The 19,512-nt window shown below is 71.4% G+C and carries 20 protein-coding genes; 8 read left to right on the forward strand and 12 right to left on the reverse strand.

Annotated features, from left to right (window positions below; translation table 11 throughout):
- Positions 1 to 81: 81 nt before the first annotated feature.
- Positions 82 to 810 carry a beta-ketoacyl-ACP reductase gene (locus ASE15_RS18580; protein ID WP_056764991.1) on the reverse strand — a complete coding sequence of 243 codons (729 nt, stop codon included), beginning with the start codon at positions 808 to 810 and terminating at the stop codon, positions 82 to 84.
- A 172-nt stretch (positions 811 to 982) separates the two neighbouring features.
- Here ASE15_RS18580 and ASE15_RS21700 point away from each other — a divergent pair, with 172 nt between their 5' ends.
- Genes ASE15_RS21700 through ASE15_RS18595 form a run of 3 tightly spaced genes read left to right on the forward strand, consistent with a single transcriptional unit; the run spans position 983 to position 2,743 of the window.
- Positions 983 to 1,450 (forward strand): DUF3099 domain-containing protein, encoded by a 468-nt coding sequence (locus ASE15_RS21700; protein WP_255354363.1) that lies wholly within the window; start codon positions 983 to 985, stop codon positions 1,448 to 1,450.
- Positions 1,443 to 1,691 (forward strand): hypothetical protein, encoded by a 249-nt coding sequence (locus ASE15_RS18590; RefSeq protein WP_056647148.1) that lies wholly within the window; start codon positions 1,443 to 1,445, stop codon positions 1,689 to 1,691. The genes ASE15_RS21700 and ASE15_RS18590 overlap by 8 nt, the downstream gene beginning before the upstream one ends.
- Complete coding sequence (locus ASE15_RS18595) at positions 1,688 to 2,743, forward strand: SURF1 family protein (RefSeq protein ID WP_235534557.1); 1,056 nt, start codon at positions 1,688 to 1,690, stop codon at positions 2,741 to 2,743. Before ASE15_RS18590 ends, ASE15_RS18595 begins: the two co-directional genes overlap by 4 nt.
- Positions 2,744 to 2,863: 120 nt before the next feature.
- On the opposite strand, the gene ASE15_RS18600 is transcribed toward ASE15_RS18595, so the two are convergent.
- A complete protein-coding gene (locus tag ASE15_RS18600; RefSeq protein WP_056647151.1) occupies positions 2,864 to 4,462 on the reverse strand; it encodes an ABC-F family ATP-binding cassette domain-containing protein in 1,599 nt (532 codons plus the stop codon).
- Between the two features lie 479 nt (positions 4,463 to 4,941).
- Here ASE15_RS18600 and ASE15_RS18605 point away from each other — a divergent pair, with 479 nt between their 5' ends.
- Both ASE15_RS18605 and ASE15_RS18610 read left to right on the forward strand, forming a co-directional pair.
- Positions 4,942 to 5,844: a neutral zinc metallopeptidase gene (locus tag ASE15_RS18605; protein WP_056764994.1), complete on the forward strand. Its 903-nt coding sequence runs from the start codon at positions 4,942 to 4,944 to the stop codon at positions 5,842 to 5,844.
- Between the two features lie 175 nt (positions 5,845 to 6,019).
- The gene (locus tag ASE15_RS18610; protein ID WP_056764998.1) at positions 6,020 to 6,628 is read left to right on the forward strand and encodes a dihydrofolate reductase family protein; all 609 of its coding nucleotides are present in this window, start codon (positions 6,020 to 6,022) and stop codon (positions 6,626 to 6,628) included.
- Between the two features lie 141 nt (positions 6,629 to 6,769).
- Here ASE15_RS18610 and ASE15_RS18615 read toward each other — a convergent pair whose 3' ends face one another.
- Complete coding sequence (locus ASE15_RS18615) at positions 6,770 to 8,383, reverse strand: FAD-dependent oxidoreductase (protein ID WP_056647161.1); 1,614 nt, start codon at positions 8,381 to 8,383, stop codon at positions 6,770 to 6,772.
- A gap of 343 nt (positions 8,384 to 8,726) precedes the next feature.
- Between ASE15_RS18615 and ASE15_RS18620 the strand changes: the two genes are divergently transcribed.
- The gene (locus tag ASE15_RS18620) at positions 8,727 to 9,386 is read left to right on the forward strand and encodes a Rid family hydrolase (RefSeq protein ID WP_056647164.1); all 660 of its coding nucleotides are present in this window, start codon (positions 8,727 to 8,729) and stop codon (positions 9,384 to 9,386) included.
- Between the two features lie 147 nt (positions 9,387 to 9,533).
- On the opposite strand, the gene ASE15_RS18625 is transcribed toward ASE15_RS18620, so the two are convergent.
- From ASE15_RS18625 to ASE15_RS18660, 8 genes are all read right to left on the reverse strand, one after another.
- A complete protein-coding gene (locus ASE15_RS18625) occupies positions 9,534 to 9,881 on the reverse strand; it encodes a metal-sulfur cluster assembly factor (RefSeq protein WP_056647167.1) in 348 nt (115 codons plus the stop codon).
- Positions 9,878 to 10,426: a Fe-S cluster assembly sulfur transfer protein SufU gene (gene sufU / locus ASE15_RS18630; protein ID WP_056647170.1), complete on the reverse strand. Its 549-nt coding sequence runs from the start codon at positions 10,424 to 10,426 to the stop codon at positions 9,878 to 9,880. The genes ASE15_RS18625 and sufU overlap by 4 nt, the downstream gene beginning before the upstream one ends.
- Before the next feature lie 93 nt (positions 10,427 to 10,519).
- A complete protein-coding gene (locus ASE15_RS18635; RefSeq protein ID WP_056647173.1) occupies positions 10,520 to 11,818 on the reverse strand; it encodes a cysteine desulfurase in 1,299 nt (432 codons plus the stop codon).
- A 74-nt stretch (positions 11,819 to 11,892) separates the two neighbouring features.
- Positions 11,893 to 12,657, reverse strand: a complete 765-nt coding sequence (gene sufC, locus ASE15_RS18640; RefSeq protein ID WP_056647175.1) for a Fe-S cluster assembly ATPase SufC — start codon at positions 12,655 to 12,657, stop codon at positions 11,893 to 11,895.
- A 44-nt stretch (positions 12,658 to 12,701) separates the two neighbouring features.
- Complete coding sequence (locus tag ASE15_RS18645; protein ID WP_056647177.1) at positions 12,702 to 13,043, reverse strand: non-heme iron oxygenase ferredoxin subunit; 342 nt, start codon at positions 13,041 to 13,043, stop codon at positions 12,702 to 12,704.
- A 10-nt stretch (positions 13,044 to 13,053) separates the two neighbouring features.
- Positions 13,054 to 14,286 carry a Fe-S cluster assembly protein SufD gene (sufD, locus tag ASE15_RS18650; RefSeq protein ID WP_056647179.1) on the reverse strand — a complete coding sequence of 411 codons (1,233 nt, stop codon included), beginning with the start codon at positions 14,284 to 14,286 and terminating at the stop codon, positions 13,054 to 13,056.
- Complete coding sequence (gene sufB / locus ASE15_RS18655) at positions 14,287 to 15,741, reverse strand: Fe-S cluster assembly protein SufB (protein WP_056647181.1); 1,455 nt, start codon at positions 15,739 to 15,741, stop codon at positions 14,287 to 14,289.
- A gap of 1 nt (position 15,742) precedes the next feature.
- Complete coding sequence (locus tag ASE15_RS18660; RefSeq protein ID WP_056647186.1) at positions 15,743 to 16,642, reverse strand: metalloregulator ArsR/SmtB family transcription factor; 900 nt, start codon at positions 16,640 to 16,642, stop codon at positions 15,743 to 15,745.
- Between the two features lie 171 nt (positions 16,643 to 16,813).
- Between ASE15_RS18660 and ASE15_RS18665 the strand changes: the two genes are divergently transcribed.
- Together ASE15_RS18665 and ASE15_RS18670 are read left to right on the forward strand one after the other, a co-directional pair.
- Positions 16,814 to 17,773 (forward strand): ABC transporter ATP-binding protein, encoded by a 960-nt coding sequence (locus ASE15_RS18665; RefSeq protein ID WP_056647189.1) that lies wholly within the window; start codon positions 16,814 to 16,816, stop codon positions 17,771 to 17,773.
- Complete coding sequence (locus tag ASE15_RS18670; protein ID WP_056647191.1) at positions 17,770 to 18,585, forward strand: ABC transporter permease; 816 nt, start codon at positions 17,770 to 17,772, stop codon at positions 18,583 to 18,585. Before ASE15_RS18665 ends, ASE15_RS18670 begins: the two co-directional genes overlap by 4 nt.
- 59 nt (positions 18,586 to 18,644) lie before the next feature.
- Here the strand turns inward: ASE15_RS18670 and ASE15_RS18675 are convergent, their stop codons facing one another.
- Positions 18,645 to 19,406 carry a hypothetical protein gene (locus ASE15_RS18675; protein WP_056647194.1) on the reverse strand — a complete coding sequence of 254 codons (762 nt, stop codon included), beginning with the start codon at positions 19,404 to 19,406 and terminating at the stop codon, positions 18,645 to 18,647.
- Positions 19,407 to 19,512: the final 106 nt, after the last annotated feature.

Raw genomic sequence — 19,512 nt, forward strand, 5'->3', positions numbered from 1 at the left:
GACGACCTGCCCGGGGTAGTTCTCGGGGGTCGTGCGGTGTGTCGGGGAGCACGCGTGCTCCCCGACGACGTCAGGTGGTGGTCAGTGCCCCATGCCGAGGCCGCCGTCGACCGGGATCACGGCGCCGCTGATGTAGCCCGCGTCGGGGGACGCGAGGAACTGCACGACACCCGCGACCTCGTCGGCCTGGGCGAAGCGTCCTGCGGGGATGTTCGCCTTGTACTGCTTCTGGCGCTCCTCGGGCAGCTCGGCGGTCATGGCCGTCTCGATGAAGCCCGGGGCGACGACGTTGGCCGTGATGCCGCGACCACCGAGCTCGCGCGTGATCGAGCGGGCCATGCCGACCAGCGCGGCCTTCGAGGCCGAGTAGTTGACCTGCCCGGGGCCGCCGTACAGGCCCACGACCGAGGAGATGAGCACGATGCGGCCGCGCCGCAGGCGGATCATGCCCTTGGAGACGCGGCGCACGCAGCGGAAGGTCCCCGTGAGGTTGACGTCGATGACGGACTCGAACTCGTCGTCGGTCATGCGCATGAGGAGCTGGTCACGGGTCACGCCCGCGTTCGCGACGAGGACCTCGACCGGGCCGAGCTCGGCCTCGATCGTCGTGAAGGCCGCGTCGACGGCCTCGGTGTCGGTGATGTCGCCCACGACGCCGAACACGCCCTCGGGCAGGTCGCCGCTGCGGTAGATCGTCGCGACACGGTCACCGTTGGCGACGAACCGCTCGGCGATCGAGCGGCCGATGCCCCGGTTGGCGCCCGTGACGACCACGGTGCGCGGGCTGGGGGAAGCGGGGGCTTCGGACACGACATCTCCTCGTTCGGGTGGCCTGGGAGGCGTCGTCCGCGGCGGGGATTCCCCCGCTCGTCCGGCACGTCGCCGCAACGACCGTACCGCGAGCGCCCGACGGCGTGCGCGCAGGGACCATCACAGGCGACCGGGGTCCTTTGTCGGGTTCCGACAAACGTAGGATGGAGGGGTGAGCAGCAACAACAAGGTGCCGAGCATCTCGGACGCACCGGAGTCGCTCGCGCAGGACCAGGCCCGGCGCACCAAGCGCTACCTCATCCAGATGGGGATCCGGCTCGTGTGCTTCCTCGCGGCCGTGATCGTCCACGGGTGGTTCTCGTTCGTCCTGATCGGGGCCGCGATCGTCCTCCCGTACGTCGCGGTGCTGCTCGTCAACGCCGGGCGGGACCAGCGGACCTACGACGTCTCGCCCATGGAGCGCCTCCAGGTGGAGGCCGCCCCCGACCACCCGAGCCTCGGGCGCGTCGTCGAGCTCGACGACGAGGGCCGGGTCCGCCGTGAGGACCCCGACTCCCCCGCCGCCCCGGACGCCCCCGTCCCGCCGTCGACCGGCGAGCCTTCCGACCGGTCCGCCGCCGGCCCCGCCACTGACCGACCCACCGACCGACCCACCCAGCAGGAGCCGCACGATGGTTGACCTCCTCCACCTCGCCGACCCCGTCGACGAGGGTGAGCTGTTGTGCAGCGCCAAGGGCTGCCGCGCCGAGGCGGCGTGGGGCCTGCTGTGGAACAACCCCAAGCTCCACACCCCCGAGCGTCGCAAGGTGTGGCTCGCGTGCGACGACCACCGCGAGCACCTCGAGACGTTCCTGGGCGCCCGGGACTTCTGGAAGCAGACCGTGCCGGTCGCCGACCTGGAACGTCGGCCCGAGCTGTGACGCCTCCCTCCCCCGAGTTCCCGGACGCCCCGGTGACCCCTGAGCCGCCGAAGCCCCCTGAGACCTCGGGACCGCGGGCCCGCACCCCCGACGCGGCCGAGCTCGCCCGGGACGTCGCGCGCGACGCCAAGGCCGAGCCCCGGACGGTCCGCCAGTGGATCACGCTCGCGCTCGGCGTCCTGCTCGTGGCGGCGCTCTGCGTGCTCGCGGGCCGCTGGCAGTGGCACCGGTACGAGTCGCGATCGGCCCAGATCGAGATCATCGAGTCCAACTACGACGCGACGCCGGTCCCGCTCGCTGACGTCCTGCCGGGGCCGGGCGCCGAGCTGGACCCGCAGCGGGTGTGGCAGCAGGTCACGCTCGAGGGCAGCTACGTCCCCGAGGCGAGCGTCCTGCTGCGCAACCGTCCGGTCGGCAGCAAGGCCGGGTTCCACGTCCTGGTCCCGTTCGTCACCGAGCCCACCGACGGCAGCGAGCCGGTCGTCATGGTCGTGGACCGCGGCTTCGTCCCGCTGGGCGCCGACGCGAGCGCACCCGACGAGGTGGCCGCTCCGCCGTCGGGCCGCGTCGAGGTGACCGTGAGCCTGCGCGCCGACGAGCCCGCGTCGAGCCGCGACGCACCCGACGGGCAGGTCCAGGCCATCAACACGGCCCAGGTGCTCGCCGAGGGGCCCGACGGCGGCGCGTGGGCCGACGGGATGACCGTCGGCGCGTACGGCTCGCTCCGTGCCGAGGACCCGGCCCCCGCGGCCTCGCTGCGGGCCCTGGCCGTCCCGGACACCGATCCCGGCTCGCACCTGTCCTACACGTTCCAGTGGTTCGTGTTCGCGGCGGGCGCGATCGGCGGCTTCCTCATCCTGATCCGCCGCGAGAAGCGCGAGACCGTGACCGCGGGAGACCTGCTCGGCGAGCAGCGCGCCGCGGGCCGGACCCCCGGGGAGCCCGCTCCCCGGCGTCGGCGCGGGCCGACCGCCGAGGAGGAGGAGGACGCCCTCCTCGACGCCCAGGCGGCCGCGCACGAGCCCTCCGCGCACGACGACGCACGGACCTGACCGCCGCACCACACCCGCAGCGTCCGCCGCACCGACCCGCCCGCCGGGAACGACGAACGGCCCGCCTGCTCCTCGGAGCAGGCGGGCGTGTCGCTGCAGGTACCGGTGGCTACCGGTCGATCAGGCCAGCGAGATGAGCTCGGCGTAGGAGTCGTTCCACAGGTCCTCGTCGCCGTCGGGCAGCAGCAGGACGCGCTCGGGAGAGAGCGCCTCGACCGCGCCGTCGTCGTGGGTGACCATGACCACGGCCCCCTCGTAGTTCTTGAGCGCGTCGAGGATCTCCGCCCGCGAGGCCGGGTCCAGGTTGTTGGTGGGCTCGTCGAGGAGCAGCACGTTCGCACCCGACACGACGATGGTCGCGAGCGCGAGGCGCGTCTTCTCCCCACCCGACAGCACGTGCGTGGGCTTGTTGGCGTCGTCGCCCGAGAACAGGAACGAGCCGAGGACCGAGCGCACCTGCGTGTCCGTGAGGTCCGGCGCCGCGTGGCGCAGGTTCTCGACGACGGTCACGTCCATGTCCAGGGTGTCGTGCTCCTGGGCGTAGTAGCCCAGCTTGAGCCCGTGCCCCGCGATGACCTCACCCGTGTCGGCCTTCTCGACGCCCGCCAGGATGCGCAGCAGCGTCGTCTTGCCGGCACCGTTGAGCCCGAGCACCACGACCCGGCTGCCACGGTCGATCGCCAGGTCGACGCCCGCGAAGATCTCCTGCGACCCGTAGGACTTGGACAGCCCCTCGGCCGTGATCGGGGTGCGCCCGCACGGGGCGGGGGTCGGGAAGCGCAGCTTGGCGACCTTGTCGCTCACGCGCTCGCCCTCGAGGCCCGAGAGCATGCGCTCGGCGCGCTTGATCATGTTCTGCGCGGCCACGGCCTTGGTCGCCTTGGCGCGCATCTTCTCGGCCTGCGCGAGCAGCGTGCCGGCCTTCTTCTCGGCGTTGGCGCGCTCGCGGCGACGCCGACGCTCGTCGGTCTCGCGCTGCTCGAGGTACGCCTTGTAGCCCAGGTTGTACTGGTCCAGGACGCCGCGGTTCGCGTCGAGGTAGAAGACCTTGTTGACGGTCGCCGAGAGCAGCTCGACGTCGTGGCTGATGACCACGAACCCGCCCGAGTAGTTCTTCAGGTAGTCGCGCAGCCACAGGATCGAGTCGGCGTCGAGGTGGTTCGTCGGCTCGTCGAGCAGGAGCGTCTCGACGCCCGAGAACAGGATGCGTGCGAGCTCGATGCGGCGGCGCTGACCACCCGAGAGCGTGTTGAGCGGCTGCGCGAGGATGCGCTCGTCGAGGCCCAGGTTCGAGGTGATGCGCTGCGCCTCGCTCTCCGCGGCGTACCCGCCAGCGGCCGTGAAGCGCTCCTCGAGCTTGGGGTAGCGGTCCATCGCGGCCAGGTGCGTGTCCGCGTCGGCGCTCGCCATCTCGCCCTCCGTCTCGCGCATCTTGCGCACGAGGACGTCGAGCCCGCGCGCCGAGAGCACGCGGTCCATCGCGATCACGTCGAGGTCGCCCGTACGGGGGTCCTGCGGCAGGTAGCCGACCTCGCCCGTGCGCACGATCTGCCCGGCCGTGGGCTGGGTCTCCCCCGCGAGGGTCTTCGTCAGGGTGGTCTTGCCCGCTCCGTTGCGACCCACCAGACCGATCCGGTCTCCGGCAGCGATGCGGAAGGACGCCTCGTCCAGCAGGACGCGGGCGCCGACGCGCAGCTCGACGGCATGGGCAGTGATCACAGAGAGTTCCTCCGGCGGGGTCGTGGGGTGTCCAGGAGTCTTGCCCGGCGCGGGACCGCGCCGTGTGCGAGACACAAACGCCACCGATTCTAGTGCCGCGCGGCTGCGGACGGAACGGGATTTCGCGGGCTGGTCCGTCACAGTGGGTGGGCCGCGTGCGGACCGGACCGCCGCGGGGGCCGTACTGCTCTGTTCCTGGTCGGGTCGCGGGTGCCGAGAACGAGGTTGCGTTCGTTCTGAGCCCTGAAACGACCGCAACCTCGTTCTCGGCGGCCACCTTCCCTGCCCGACGACGTCGCTCCCCTCCCAGGACGAGCCGCGCCCGGGCGCGGCGAGAGCGCGCCGCGGGCTGCGCCGTCGGGCAGCGAAGGGCGGCCCCCCGCCGACGGCTCCCGCGCACGGCGAGCCACACCGGGGCATCGCCGACCGGACAGCGCCCGCAGGGCGCCGTGACCTGCGGCGACGGGTAGCGTTGACCTGTGACGTTCAACGAGGGTGGTTCTTTCGAGGGCGGCCGTGTCCGCAAGGGCGGCCGTGGCAAGGGTCCTGCGATCGCGGGCGGCGGCATCGCGGCCGTGCTCGTGGCGGTCGTGGTCGCCCTGCTCAACGGCGGCGACCTGGGCAGCGTGCTCGGGGCCGTGGGCGAGCAGGTCCAGTCGACCAGCACCGAGGACACGGGGCAGCAGCAGTTCGTGGAGGAGTGCACGGTCGAGCAGGCCAACACCGAGCGCGAGTGCCGGCTGTCCGCGACCGCACAGTCCCTCGACGCCTACTGGGCCGAGGCGCTGCCCACGCAGGTCGGGGTGGCCTACGTCGTCCCTGACGTCGTGAGCTTTCCGGGCTCGACGCAGACCGCGTGCGGCGCGGCGACCAGTGCGGTCGGGCCGTTCTACTGCCCGCCGGACCAGACCGTGTACATCGACGTGTCCTTCTTCGACGAGCTGCGCGACCGCTTCGGCTCCTCGGGCGGGAGCTTAGCCGAGGAGTACGTCGTGGCGCACGAGTTCGGTCACCACATCGAGCAGCTCTCGGGGGCCATGTCGTCCGCGGACCGCTCGGGCACCGGACCCGATTCCGACTCGGTGCGCATCGAGCTCATGGCCGACTGCCTCGCGGGCATGTGGGCGGGGAACGCGGCCACGACGATCGACCCAGACCGCGGGGTGCCGTTCCTCCAGGAGATCACCCCGGACGAGCTGAAGGATGCCCTCTCCGCAGCCTCGGCCGTGGGCGACGACCGCATCCAGGAGTCCGCGACCGGCTCGGTGAACCCCGAGGCGTGGACGCACGGATCGAGCGAGCAGCGCCAGCGCTGGTTCATGACGGGCTACGACGGCGGGTCGTTCCAGGACTGCAACGCGCTCGAGGCGTCGACGCTCTGAGCGGTCCCGTTCCCGCTCACCCTGACGGCGGTCGTCGGACCGTCCGTGAGCGCCCGGCGCACGTGCACCTCCGACCGACCGATGAGTTCTCGGTCGCGCAGCCGTCTCACGAGTGAGACCAGGCCGCCGTCGAGCGGCATCACTGCACGGGAGCACCGAGGACGGGGACGGACCGATGGCTGAGCTGCTCGTGGACTTCATCACCTCGCTCGACGGCTACGCGTCGGGCGAGGGCTGGCCCGGGTTCTGGGGGCTCGAGGGCCCTGAGTACCTCGCGTGGCTCGAGGAGCAGCCCGAGGTCACGTACCTCATGGGCGCGAACACCTACCGGCTGATGTCGGGCTTCGCGGGCGGGCAGATGCCAGCGGGGACCGGCGAGTTCACCGCAGACGAGGAGGCGTCGGTCGACGAGCTCACGGCGGCGCGGAAGGTGGTCTTCTCCAGCACGCTCACCGAACCGTTGACGTGGGCCAGCTCCACGCTGGTGCGCGGCGACGCGGTGGAGACCGTCCGCGCCATGAAGGCCGACGAGAACGGGCTCCTGAGCACGATCGGCAGCCTCAGCGTGGCGCGGACGCTGCTGCGGGCGGGGCTCGTCGACCGGTTCCGGGTCGGGATGTTCCCCGTGATCACCGGTGCGACCGGAGCCGAGCGGATCTACGACGGCTATCCAGACGTCGCCCTCGAGATGATCGACCACCGCACCTTCGACACCGGGATCCACATCGTCGAGTACCGCCCACGCGTCCTGGAGCACCCACCTCTCCTGCCCGCCGACGGGTGAGAGCGCCAGGTCGGACAAGATTCCGGCGATCCCGGCGCACGGGCTCGGAGCCCGTACCCAGGGCTGACGAGCCTGCCTCGGGCGGCGAGCCGCGGTCCGGGGCCCTCGGGCGAGCCGAGGACCCCGGACCCCTTCACCGCGTCAGCTCGACATGACGCGCTGGTGGAGGTTCTGCACGGCGTACCGCGCCGACCAGAACGCACCGTGCTGCCAGGCGGAGATCTCGGACATCCAGTCCCCCGCGAAGTAGACGTTGCCCGCGCCCTGCTGGAGCTGCTTGAAGCGCGCGGACTCGGTGTTCGGGTACGCCCAGGCGCCCTCGATGTACGGCACCTTGTGCCACGCGATCGAGAACGAGCTCTCGAGCTCGGTCCGGTACTTCTCGCCGTGGATCTTGACGCCCTGCTCGACCGCGCGCAGCTCGCGCTGCTTGGGCGCCATGTCCGCGTAGGCCCGCGCGTTGGCCCCCGTGTTGTAGTAGCCGACGACGAGCCCCTTGCGCTCCCCGTACCCGTAGGACGGGTACCAGATGTGGGCCAGGTCCATGTCGGTCTCGGTGATGCCGCCGTAGATGCGGTGGTCGTCCTCCCAGAAGCGCGACCGGTACTGCAGGCCGATCTTGCCCGCGGGTGAGCCGACCGCGAACTCGCCCAGCGCCGCGTCGATGTCCGGGCCCCAGTTGGTGCTCCAGCGACGCATGAGCCCTGCCGGGGCGGACACGATCGCGAAGTCGGCGTCGATCTGGCGGGCCTTGCCGTTCGCCGCCGTGTAGGTGACCTTGACCCCGCGGCTCGTGTTCTCGACCCCGGTGACCGGTGAGTTGAAGAGCACGTTCTGCTTGCCGATGGCGCGCACGAAGTACTCGTAGGTCGTGTCCATGCCGCCCTTGGGCTGGAACATGAGCATCGACTGCTCCCAGTTGATCTCGAACGGGAAGTACTGCCCCACCTTCGAGGCGAGCACCTCCGAGACCGTGCCCGGTCCGGGCAGCGGCGTGCCGTGCTCGTTCCACGCCGTCGGGTAGACCGAGTACCCGCGGTTGCTCCCGCCCTGGTACTTCCCGTCGGCCGTCAGCGACCCCCAGCTGCGCAGGAAGGACCGCAGGTTCTCCTTGTCCGCAGCGGTCAGCTTCTGGTCGAGCGCACCCTGGTCGGCCGCCATGCTGAGCAGCTCCGAGGTGTAGCCGAACACGTCGGCCTTGGCCGTGCGGTACCGGACCGGGTTGCCCGGGGTCGCGCCCGAGCGCTCGTTGTAGAGGTAGGCGTCGGCGTTGGCGTTGGTGAAGACCTCGTACGGCACACCCAGCTCGCGCAGGTAGTCCATGGTCACCATCCACTGAGCGATGCGACCGGCGCCCGCGTTCATGTACGTGCCGTCGGAGAACCGGGCGGTCTGCTTGACGCCGTTGATGTCCGTCTCGGAGTCGCCGTTGCGTATGGTCAGCGTCCGGCCGCCCGCACGGTGACGGGCCTCGAGCACCGTCACCCGGTATCCGGCCTTCTGCAGCTCGTACGCCGACGCGAGCCCGGCGGGCCCCGCACCGACGACCACGACCTTCTTGGCGGAGCGCCCGGTCAGCGAGAAGTCGCTGCCCCTCGGGGGCGTCCAGGACTCGTTCCGCGGCTGCGCCGCGGCCGTCGGGGCGAGCCCGACGGCGCCCATCGTCGCGAACATGACACCGGCGCTGGAGCCCACGCCGACTGCCTGGAGGAAGTTGCGGCGCGAGACGCCGGAGGAGCCGTTTTCTGAGACCACGATGCCCTACCTCTCATCTGTCGGTCTGACGGACGGGGGTCCACGGCCGCGAGCGCCGGGTGCCGCCGCCAGCACCGTGCGTGACGCTAGGCGCCTCAGGTTCCCTGGACGGTTCCTCGGCGTTTCCTGACAGTTGCGGGGGGTAACAAGTCTGTTTCGCGAGGTTCCTGTCGGATGCCCTCTGCAGGCGGATCCGGCGATACGAGGCATCGGCCCGACTTCAGCCCGAACCTCGGCGTTCATCGCGCCGAAACGGCACCTCACTACGGTCCTCGCCATCCGGTACCCACCGGACCGACACGTGCCAGGCGCCCCGCGCGCTGCACCGCCACTGGAGGTCCTCATGAAGAACAGCGTCAAGATCATCGCCGCGGTCGTCGTGACCGCAGCCGTCGCCGTCCCGGGCACCGCCTACGCGAAGGGCAAGCTCTTCGAGCCCGCGCCGACCGAGGCCGTCTCGTTCATCACGGGTGACACGGCCTCGATCGCCGACGGCGTCGCGATCGGCAAGAACGTCTCCTGGTACAAGTCCTCGGGACTCGGTCCGTCGGCGATGAACACGGCCCCCGGCGTGTCGGCCGAGGCCCGGTACATCCCGACCGACGTCTTCCCGGGAGGCCAGCTGCCGGCCGGGGTCACCCTCACCGAGGCCCAGGGCATCAACGCCCTCATGCGCATCGGTGAGAACCTCACGAAGGCCGGGCTGTCCTACGAGGACGTCGTCTCGATGCGGGTCTTCCTCCAGAACCCCGAGGGCGAGGCGAAGATGGACTTCGCCGGGTGGAACCGGGCGTACCGGCAGTTCTTCGCCAACACGAACCTCGCGACGGGCGCGACGCTCGACGTCCAGCTCGGCTCCGTGACGACCAAGCCGATGGTCGTCAACGAGGCGCGTCCCTCGCGGTTCGCGCTCGAGATCGAGAACCTGCCGGTCAACGGCTGGCTCGTCGAGGTCGAGGTGGACGCCGTCTACCCCGGGACGAACCACAAGCACTCGAAGTGACGCCGGGCGCCGCCGCTCGCGCCGGGTGGCCGGCTGCCGCCGAGCCCGTCCCCCGGCTCGCGGTGGCGTGAGCCGGTGAGCACGTCGAAGGGGCCGCCGTCCCGGGAGGAACGACGGCCCCTTCGACGCAAGTCCCTGAGGCGGGCGTCAGACGTTGAAGCCCAGCGCGCGCAGCTGGTCCTTGCCGTCCTGCGTGATCTTCTCGGGGCCCCACGGCGGCATCCAGACCCAGTTGACCCGGAAGCCGTCGATCAGCCCGTCGAGGGACTGCGCCGTCTGGTCCTCGATGACGTCCGTGAGCGGGCAGGCCGCCGACGTGAGCGTCATGTCGATCACGGCGTGGTTGTTCTGGTCGACCTGGATGCCGTAGACGAGCCCGAGGTCGACGACGTTGATGCCGAGCTCGGGGTCGATGACGTCGCGCATGGCCTCCTCGACGTCGGCCGCGGTCGGCGGGGTCGGTGCCGCAGAGGCGGCGGGGGTCTCGGTCGTCATCGGTTCTCCTGGGGGGACTGCGGGGACAGAGGGTGGTCGAGCGAGGGCTGAGAGGCGGTGCCCGGGCCCGCGAGGACTCCGGACGTCGCCAGGGTGTCACGCAGCGCGGCCCAGCCGAGCAGGGCGCACTTGATACGCGCGGGGTACTGCGAGACGCCCGTGAAGACCGTGGCGTCACCCAGCTCGTCCTCGCGCTCGTCGTCGAGGCCCTTGCCGCGCGACTGCATGAGCTGGCGGAAGAGCTCGCCGAGGTGCTCGGACTCCGCGACGGGGGCTCCGGTCACCAGGTCGGTGAGCACGGACAGCGAGGCCTGCGAGATGCTGCAGCCCTGACCCTCCCAGCTCACGCGCGAGATCGTGGGGGCCGCGGGGTCCGCGGTGTTGAACTCGACGCGCAGGGTGACCTCGTCACCGCACGTGGGGTTGATCTGGTGGGACTCACCGTGCAGGTGCCCCTCCGCGAGCTCCACGAAGCCGCGCCCGTGCGGGGACTTCGCGTGGTCGAGGATGACCTGCTGGTACATCTGCTCCATCGAGCTGCTCATTGCTGGGGTCCTGCTCCTTCGGTGCATCCTGCGGTTCGCTGGAAGGCGGGGGCGAGACGGGTCGCGCCCACGGTCGACGTGGACGTGCGCGCGTCAGTCCACTGAGAAGAACGCCCGGACCCCCGCCAAACCTTCCCGGAACGCCGTGACGTCCTCGGACGTCGTGTACACCGAGGCCGAGGCGCGCGCCGTGGCGGCGACCCCGAACCGTCGGTGCAGGGGCTGGGCGCAGTGGTGACCGACCCGCACGGCGATGCCGGCGTCGTCGAGCACCTGGCCCACGTCGTGGGCGTGGACGCCCTCGACGACGAACGAGACGACCGCGAGGCGGTCCTCGGGCGTCCTCGGACCGATGACCCGCACGCCCGGGATGTCCGCGATCCGGAGCAGCTCGACCGCGAGGTCGTGCTCATGGGCCGCGACGTTCTCCATCCCGAGCTCTTCGAGGTACTGCGCCGCGACACCGAGGCCGACGATCTGCGCGACGGCCTGCGTGCCGGCCTCGAAGCGCTGCGGCGGCGGCATGTACGACGCCTCCGTCATGGTCACGACCTCGATCATGGAGCCGCCGGTCGTGACCGGGGGCAGCGCCTCGAGCAGCTCACGCCGCCCGTAGAGCGCGCCGATCCCCGTGGGGCCGAGCATCTTGTGGCCCGAGAACGCGGCGAAGTCGACGTCCAGGTCGTGCAGGTCGACCGGCAGGTGCGGCACGGACTGGCACGCGTCGAGGAACGTGAGCGCCCCGACCTCCTTGGCCCGCGCCACGATCGGCGCGACCGGGGTGATCGCGCCCGTGACGTTCGAGGCGTGCGTGAACGCGACGACGCGCGTGCGCTCGGTGATGACCGAGGCCGCCTCGTCGACGCGGATGCGCCCCTCGTCGTCGACACCGAACCAGCGCAGCACCGCTCCGGTGCGCGCCGCGAGCTCCTGCCACGGCACGAGGTTCGCGTGATGCTCGGCCTCGGTCAGGACGATCTCGTCGCCCGGCGCGAGGGCGAAGCGGCGGGCCGCCTCTCCCCCGCGACCGATCGTCGCGTTCGACAGCGCGTACGTCACGAGGTTGATCGCGGCCGTGGCCCCGGAGGTCCACACGATCTCGTCGGCGTCCGCCCCGACGAAGCGCGCGACCGCGGACCGGGCGTCCTCGAACGCCTCGGTCGCCTCCTCCGCGAGCTGGTGCGCACCGCGGTGCACCGCGGCGTTGCGCTCCTCGTAGAAGTCGACCTCGGTGTCGAGGACGACCTGGGGCTTCTGCGACGTGGCGCCCGAGTCGAGGTAGACGAGCGGACGGCCACCGCGCACCGTGCGGGCGAGCAGCGGGAAGTCGGCTCGCACGGCGGCGAGCTCGGTGGCGCTCAGCCCGGCCCGCACGGTGTCGGTGGTGGTCATCGGAAGTCTCCTCGGGTGTGTCAGGTGCCCGCCGGCGGACCGGCGGGCGGGAGGCCGACGGGCGGCCGGCCGGGTCAGGCCGTGGCCGCGCCGGTCAGGAAGCGGTCGTAGCCCTCGTTCTCGAGGCGGTCGGCGAGCTCGGGGCCGCCCTCCTCGGCGATGCGGCCGTCGACGAACACGTGCACGAAGTCCGGCTTGATGTATCGCAGGATGCGCGTGTAGTGCGTGATGAGCAGCACGCCGACGTCGGTGCTCGCCTTGGCGCGGTTGACGCCCTCCGAGACGATGCGCAGCGCGTCGACGTCGAGGCCCGAGTCGGTCTCGTCGAGGATCGCGATGCTCGGCTTGAGGAGCTCCATCTGCAGGATCTCGTGGCGCTTCTTCTCACCACCGGAGAAGCCCTCGTTGACCGAGCGCTCGGCGAAGGACGAGTCCATGCGCAGGTTCTCCATGGCGCCCTTGACGTCCTTGACCCACGTGCGCAGCGCAGGGGCCTCGCCGTCGATCGCGGTCTTCGCGGTGCGCAGGAAGTTCGAGACGGACACGCCCGGGACCTCGACGGGGTACTGCATGGCGAGGAACATGCCGGCGCGGGCACGCTCGTCGACCGTCATCGCGAGGACGTCCTCGCCGTCGAGCGTCACGGTGCCGCTCGTGATCGTGTACTTGGGGTGACCGGCGATCGAGTACGCGAGGGTCGACTTGCCCGAGCCGTTGGGGCCCATGATCGCATGGGTCTCGCCGCTGTTGATGGTCAGGTCGACGCCGCGCAGGATCGGCTTCGGCCCTTCCTTGGTCTCGACGCTGACGTGCAGGTCGCGGATCTCCAGAGTGGACATGTGGTGTTCTCCAGTATTCGGAAAGTATCGAGAAAGTTCAGGGGTCAGGACGGGGAGACGGTCTGGTCGATGTCGACGAGCACGCGCTCGCCGTCGATCGTGACCGGGTAGACGGGCACAGGGCGCATCGCGGGCAGCGCGGTCGGCATGCCGGTCCGCAGGTCGAACTGCGAGCCGTGCAGCCAGCACTCGATGAAGCAGCCCTCGACCTCGCCGTCGGACAGCGAGACCGCGCCGTGGGAGCAGATGTCCGAGATGGCGTGCCAGTTCCCGTCGCCGTCGCGGACGACCGCGACCTCCACGGGGCCCTTCTCGCCCTCGAGCTCCACGCGCAGCGCCTCCTCGGGCGCCACGTCGTCGGTCATGCAAGCAAGCTGTGCAGTCATGCGGGTCCGGTCACCGGCCTTCGATGACGCTCATCGACTTGGCGAGCTCGGCCTCGATCGAGGTGAGCAGACGCTCCTCGACCGACGGGACACCGATCTCCTGGATGAGCTCCGCGAAGAAGCCGCGGACCACGAGGCGACGGGCGTCGGCCTCGGGGATGCCACGGGCCTGCAGGTAGAAGAGCTGCTCGTCGTCGAAGCGACCGGTCGCCGAGGCGTGCCCGGCACCCTCGATGAGGCCCGTCTCGATCTCGAGGTTCGGCACCGAGTCGGCCCGCGCGCCGTCCGAGAGGACGAGGTTGCGGTTGAGCTCGTAGGTGTCGGTGCCCTCGGCCTCGGTACGGATCAGCACGTCGCCGACCCAGACCGTGTGCGCGCCCTCGCCCTGCAGCGCGCCCTTGTAGGTGACGCGCGACTTGCAGCTCGGGACAGCGTGGTCGACGAAGAGACGGTGCTCCTGGTGCTGGTCGGCGTCCGCGAAGTACAGGCCGACCATCTCGACCTCGCCACCGGTGCCGGTGAACTCGGCGTCCGGGGTCACGCGCACGACGTCGCCGCCGAACGTCACGACGACGTGCTTGAGCTTGGCGTCGCGGCCGATGCGGGCGCGGTGCGAGCTCGCGTGCACGGCGCCCGCGCTCCAGTCCTGGACCGACACGACCGTGAGGTGCGCGCCGTCCTCGACGACGATCTCGACCGTCTCGGTGAGCGTCGCGGAGCCCACGTGGTCGATGACCACGACGGACTCGCTGTGACGCTCGGCCTGGATCAGCAGGTGCGTCGCGGTGGGCTCGTCGGACAGGCCCTCGATGCGCACGGACGTGACCTCGCTGGCCACGGCCTCGGCCGGGATCGTCACGACGGTCGCCTCGGCGAACGCGTTCCACGCGGTCACGGCGGTGCGGTCGCCGGGGACGCCCGCGCGGCCGAGCCGCTCGTCGTCCCGGCCGACGATCTCGACCGTGACCTCGGGGGCGTCGACCACGGTCGTGCGCACGCCGGCGCTGCCGAGCTCGGCCGCGAACAGCGGGGCGAGGCGCGGGACCGGCGAGAAGCGCCACTCCTCCTCGCGCCCGGTGGGCACGGTGATGACGGTCGGATCGAACGAGGTGATGCGCTCGGCGCGGGATCCCTGCGGCGTGCCGCCGACCCCGTGCGAGTGAGCGCCGTCCTGGACGGCCTGCGTGTGGTCCGTGCTCAGGCCGATCGGCTCGGTCTCTGTGGTGCTCGCAGTAGTAGTCATTTAGCCGACGGACCCTTCCATCTGCAGTTCGATGAGGCGGTTGAGCTCGAGCGCGTACTCCATGGGCAGCTCGCGCGCGATGGGCTCGACGAACCCGCGCACGATCATGGCCATGGCCTCGGTCTCTGCCATGCCTCGGGACATGAGGTAGAACAGCTGGTCCTCGCTCACGCGCGACACGGTCGCCTCGTGACCCATCGAGACGTCGTCCTCGCGGACGTCGACGTACGGGTAGGTGTCGGACCGGGAGATCTGGTCGACGAGCAGCGCGTCGCACAGAACGGTGGAGGCGGAGTGCTCCGCTCCCTCGAGGACCTGGACGAGGCCACGGTAGGACGTGCGTCCACCGCCGCGCGCCACGGACTTCGAGACGATCGAGGAGGACGTGTGCGGGGCCGCATGCACCATCTTGGCGCCCGCGTCCTGGTGCTGGCCCTCGCCCGCGAACGCGATCGACAGCGTCTCGCCCTTGGCGTGCTCGCCGAGCAGGTAGATCGCGGGGTACTTCATGGTGACCTTGGAGCCGATGTTGCCGTCGACCCACTCCATGGTCGCGCCCTCGGCCGCCGTCGCACGCTTGGTGACGAGGTTGTACACGTTGTTCGACCAGTTCTGGATGGTCGTGTACCGCACGCGGGCGTTCTTCTTGACGATGATCTCGACGACCGCGGAGTGCAGCGAGTCGCTCGAGTAGATCGGGGCGGTGCAGCCCTCGACGTAGTGCACGTACGAGCCCTCGTCCGCGATGATCAGCGTGCGCTCGAACTGGCCCATGTTCTCCGTGTTGATGCGGAAGTAGGCCTGCAGCGGGATCTCGACGTGGACGCCCGGGGGGACGTAGACGAAGGAGCCGCCGGACCACACGGCCGAGTTGAGCGCGGCGAACTTGTTGTCACCCGAGGGGATGACGGTGCCGAAGTACTCCTGGAAGAGCTCGGGGTGCTCGCGCAGCGCGGTGTCGGTGTCGAGGAAGATGACGCCCTGCTTCTCGAGCTCCTCGTTGATCTGGTGGTAGACGACCTCGGACTCGTACTGGGCCGCGACGCCCGCGACGAGGCGCTGCTTCTCCGCCTCGGGGATGCCGAGCTTGTCGTAGGTGTCCTTGATGTCCTCGGGCAGGTCGTCCCACGAGGTGGCCTGCTTCTCGGTGGATCGCACGAAGTACTTGATGTTGTCGAAGTCGATGCCCGACAGGTCGCTGCCCCAGTTGGGCATGGGCTTCTTGTCGAACAGGCGCAGGGCCTTGAGCCGGTAGTTCAGCATCCACTCGGGCTCGCTCTTGAGCGCCGAGATGTTGCGCACGACCGCCTCGGAGAGGCCACGCTGCGCGGTGGCACCGGCGTCGTCCTTGTCGTGCCAGCCGTAGCCGTAGGAGCCGATCGAGGCGATGATCTCCTCGTCGGACTGGCCGGTGCTCTGGGACACGCCAGCGGTGTCCTGGGTGGGAGCGCTCATGTCATTCCTTCCACGTTCCGTCGACGACGGAGGGGGGCGGTGGGGCGGTGGTCGATGAACCTGTCGGTTCGGGGTGTCGTGCTGGGGGGTGCGCCGGGGCGCGCGGTCCGCGCGCGGTGGCGCGACGTCCGGTGGTCTCGTGCCCGACGGCGTCGCTCGCCTCGGGTGCGCGGGTCACCGCGGGGAGCACGGGGACGTTGGTGGTGCACGCGTGCCCGCCGCCCGCGAGGGTCGCGAGCCGCTGGACGTGCGAGCCGAGGAGCTGGGAGAAGACCTGGGCCTCGGCGTCGCAGAGCTGGGGGAACTCCTCGGCCACGTGCTGGACCGGGCAGTGCCCCTGGCAGAGCTGGACGGTCGCGGTCCCGGCGACGGGGCGCACGCTCGCCGCGAACCCGTCCTCGGCGAGGACCGCGGCGAGCTGCTCGGCGCGGCCCGCGACGTCGTCGGCCGTGATGCGGGGCGCGTAGCGGTCCGTGAGCTCCTCGAGGCGACGACGCGCGAAGTCCTCGACCGCGTCCTCGCCCGCGACGTCGCGCAGGAAGCGCAGGGCCTGGGTCGCGAGGTCGGGGTAGGCCCCCGAGAGCTCGGACTGGCCCCGGTTCGTCGCGACGTAGTGCCGTGCGGGGCGTCCGCGCATGCCCGTGGTGGTGCCCGAGTCGTGGACCGAGATGAGGCCGTCGGTCTCGAGCTGCGCGAGGTGGCGGCGGACGCCTGCGGGCGTGAGGCCCAGGTCCGTCGCGAGCGAGGCGGCGCTCACGGGCCCGTCGGTCACGATGAGCGAGAGGACGCGCTCGCGCGTGGTCCCGTCACCGTCGAGGGCGACGTGGGATGCGTCACTGCCGAGCGCGACGGCGGGCAGCGAGCGGGGGGCTGCACCCGACGTGCGTGCATCGTGCGTCATGCCTCACCTCCACGTCGTCCGGCCTGCTGGGATCCGCCTCGCCTGGTCCGCGGGCGCGCAAGAGCCCCGGGGACAGGTCGATATAGGTAACAGTCTCATGCGCTAAATGGTCCGACGCAAGCAAGGCGTACCTCACAGCGGGCCCCAGGCGGCTCCCCTACAATCGCCACCGTGCCCGACTCCCCCGCCGTCGTCCTCCAGGACGTGGTCAAGCGTTATGACGGCCGGGCGGTCGTCGACCACCTGAGCCTGACCGCCTCACGAGGCGCCGTGACCGCCGTCCTCGGCCCCAACGGGGCCGGCAAGACCACCACGATCGAGTGCTGCGAAGGGCTGCGTGCCCCGGACGCGGGCGCCGTGCGGGTGCTCGGGCTCGACCCCCTGCTGAGCGCACGCGACCTGCGCCCGCGCGTCGGGGTCATGCTCCAGGACGGCGGCCTGCCCACGGGCGTGCGCGCGCTCGAGATGCTGCACCACGTCGCGTCGATGTACGCGAACCCTCGCGACGTGGCGGAGATCACGGAGCGCCTGGGCCTCGCGAGCTTCGCCCGGACCACGGTCCGACGCCTGTCGGGCGGTCAGCGGCAGCGCCTCGCGCTCGCCGCGGCGATCGTCGGCCGCCCCGAGGTCGTGTTCCTCGACGAGCCGAGCGCGGGCATGGACCCCCAGAGCCGGCACGCGGTGTGGGAGCTCGTGCGCGAGCTGCGCGCGGACGGCGTCGGGATCGTCCTGACGACCCACCTCATGGACGAGGCCGAGGACCTCGCGGACCACGTCTACGTCGTGGACCACGGGCAGGTCATCGCCTCGGGCGCGACGGCCGACCTGCTGCACGCGGGCCCGTCCGCGGACGGGAACCGCACGCTGCGCCTCGAGGCGCGCGCGGGACTGGACGTGGAGGCGCTGGCCCGGCGCGTCGAGGCAGGCCCGACGACGTCGCCCACCTCCGCGTGGACCGTGACCGAGACGCAGCCCGGCTCGTACAGCGTGACCGGGCCGGTCGACCCGTCGACCGTCGCGGTCGTGACCGCCTGGCTCGCGGACGAGAGCGCGCTCGCCTCACGCATCACGATCGGCCGCCGCACCCTCGAGGACGTCTTCCTCGACCTGACAGGACGAGAGCTCCGATGACCGACCAGACGACGACCGGCCCGGTCGCCGAGCGGCCCGCCCCGACCGACGGGGCGGCCCTCGCGGACGGCGCCGCCCCCGCGTGGCGGCGGGTCGCGTCGCAGACGGCGTTCGAGACGCGCATGATCCTGCGCAACGGCGAGCAGCTGCTCGTGACGATCATCCTGCCCGTGATGCTGCTCGTGGGCCTGGCCCGCACGACCTTCATCGACCTCGACACGCAGGGGTACTCGCGCATCGACTTCGTGACGCCCGGCGTCCTGGCCCTCGCCGTCATGTCCACGGCCTTCACCTCGCAGGCCATCGCGACGGCCTTCGACCGGCGCAACGGCGTCCTGCGCCTGCTGTCCACGACGCCGCTGGGCCGGGGCGGGCTGCTCGCGGGCAAGATCCTCGGGGTGCTCGCGGTCGAGGTCGTCCAGGTCGTCGTGCTCGGTGGGGTCGCGCTCGCGCTCGGATGGTCCCCGGACCCGGCCGGCATCCTGCCGGCCCTGCTCGCGGTGCTGCTCGGCACCGCGGCGTTCACGAGCCTCGCGCTCCTGCTCGCGGGGACGCTGCGCGCCGAGGGCGTGCTCGCGGTCGCGAACCTGCTGCTGGTCCTGCTGACCGTCGCGGGAGGCGTGCTGGTCCCGGCCGCGCAGCTCCCCGGGGCGCTCGAGCAGGTCGCGCTGCTGCTGCCCTCGGGCGCGCTGGGCGAGGCCATGCGCGGCGCGCTGCTCCTCGGCGAGGTCCCGGCGTTCTCCGTGGTCGTGCTGCTGGGGTGGACCGCGGCGCTCGGCTGGGGAGCGGGCAAGCTGTTCCGCTGGCACTGAGTCCGTCGCCCGGCGCCGGGAGCACCCCGGCCATCGGCTCACCGTGGGACGGACCCGCATCACTCGAACCGCCACGTGCCGGCAGTCTCCCCGCCCGCGGACGGGAGGCGCACCTGTGCCAGTGCCGTCGCCCAGGCCGCCTCGTCGACCGCGGTCCCGGTGCACTCGAAGGCCACGTAGGTGCTCTCGCGCAGCCCCTCGCCGGTGTACAGGCGCGTCCACACCGACCGGACCAGGACACGACTGCGCACGACCGTGCCTGCGCGCTCGACGGTCCACTCCTGCACGGCCGCGTTCGTCCCGCGGGGCTCCCCCGGGCTGCCGTCGGCCACGAGCACCTCGGAGACGCTCGACGGGTCGCTCGCCCGTTGCTCGCGAGCCATGAGGTCTGCGAGCGCGACGAGGGAGATGTCCCGCTCCGCAGCGACCTGGTCCTCGTCGGGCACGCTCGTCGCGGTGCTGGACACGGTGCACCTGCCGGTCGATCCGAGCGTCGTCCAGCCGGCGCGTGACGGGAAGGCGCTCGCCGAGGTGAAGCCCTCGGGGCGGACGACCAGGGTCGCGGTCCGGTCGAAGGATCCGGCCGTCCCCGCCCCGGCACCGGCATCCGTCCCGGACTCCTCGCCGACCGTCTGCCCGGGAGCCGCGTCACCGCCCGCCTCCTCGTCGGTCGTCCCGGTCCCTCCCGAGGCGGGCGAGGTCTCACCCGCGGCCGGGGTCTCCTGCGGGTCCGCTCCTGGCGTGCAGCCGGCCAGCACCAGCAGGGCGACCGCGAGCGCTCCGATCCCCTGGATGCGGCGAGCAGGTCGGGAAACGGTCACGAAAACCCCCTGGAATGTATCGAAAGGTCCCGTGAGGGTATCGAAATGGCCATGATCCGTCGGGAACGACGCACCGTCCCGTCACGGTTCCCTTCCGGCGGTCTCC

Source organism: Oerskovia sp. Root22, assembly GCF_001429135.1.
Classification (GTDB): domain Bacteria; phylum Actinomycetota; class Actinomycetes; order Actinomycetales; family Cellulomonadaceae; genus Oerskovia; species Oerskovia enterophila.

Excerpts from the sequence above, each read along its gene's own strand:
- ASE15_RS18590 (WP_056647148.1), top strand. The coding sequence starts at position 1,443 with ATGGTTGACCTCCTCCACCTCGCCGACCCCGTCGACGAGGGTGAGCTG.
- ASE15_RS18610 (WP_056764998.1), top strand. The coding sequence starts at position 6,020 with ATGGCTGAGCTGCTCGTGGACTTCATCACCTCGCTCGACGGCTACGCG.
- ASE15_RS18620 (WP_056647164.1), top strand. The coding sequence starts at position 8,727 with ATGAAGAACAGCGTCAAGATCATCGCCGCGGTCGTCGTGACCGCAGCC.
- ASE15_RS18625 (WP_056647167.1), bottom strand. The coding sequence starts at position 9,881 with ATGACGACCGAGACCCCCGCCGCCTCTGCGGCACCGACCCCGCCGACC.
- sufU (WP_056647170.1), bottom strand. The coding sequence starts at position 10,426 with ATGAGCAGCTCGATGGAGCAGATGTACCAGCAGGTCATCCTCGACCAC.
- ASE15_RS18635 (WP_056647173.1), bottom strand. The coding sequence starts at position 11,818 with ATGACCACCACCGACACCGTGCGGGCCGGGCTGAGCGCCACCGAGCTC.
- sufC (WP_056647175.1), bottom strand. The coding sequence starts at position 12,657 with ATGTCCACTCTGGAGATCCGCGACCTGCACGTCAGCGTCGAGACCAAG.
- ASE15_RS18645 (WP_056647177.1), bottom strand. The coding sequence starts at position 13,043 with ATGACTGCACAGCTTGCTTGCATGACCGACGACGTGGCGCCCGAGGAG.
- sufD (WP_056647179.1), bottom strand. The coding sequence starts at position 14,286 with ATGACTACTACTGCGAGCACCACAGAGACCGAGCCGATCGGCCTGAGC.
- sufB (WP_056647181.1), bottom strand. The coding sequence starts at position 15,741 with ATGAGCGCTCCCACCCAGGACACCGCTGGCGTGTCCCAGAGCACCGGC.
- ASE15_RS18660 (WP_056647186.1), bottom strand. The coding sequence starts at position 16,642 with ATGACGCACGATGCACGCACGTCGGGTGCAGCCCCCCGCTCGCTGCCC.
- ASE15_RS18670 (WP_056647191.1), top strand. The coding sequence starts at position 17,770 with ATGACCGACCAGACGACGACCGGCCCGGTCGCCGAGCGGCCCGCCCCG.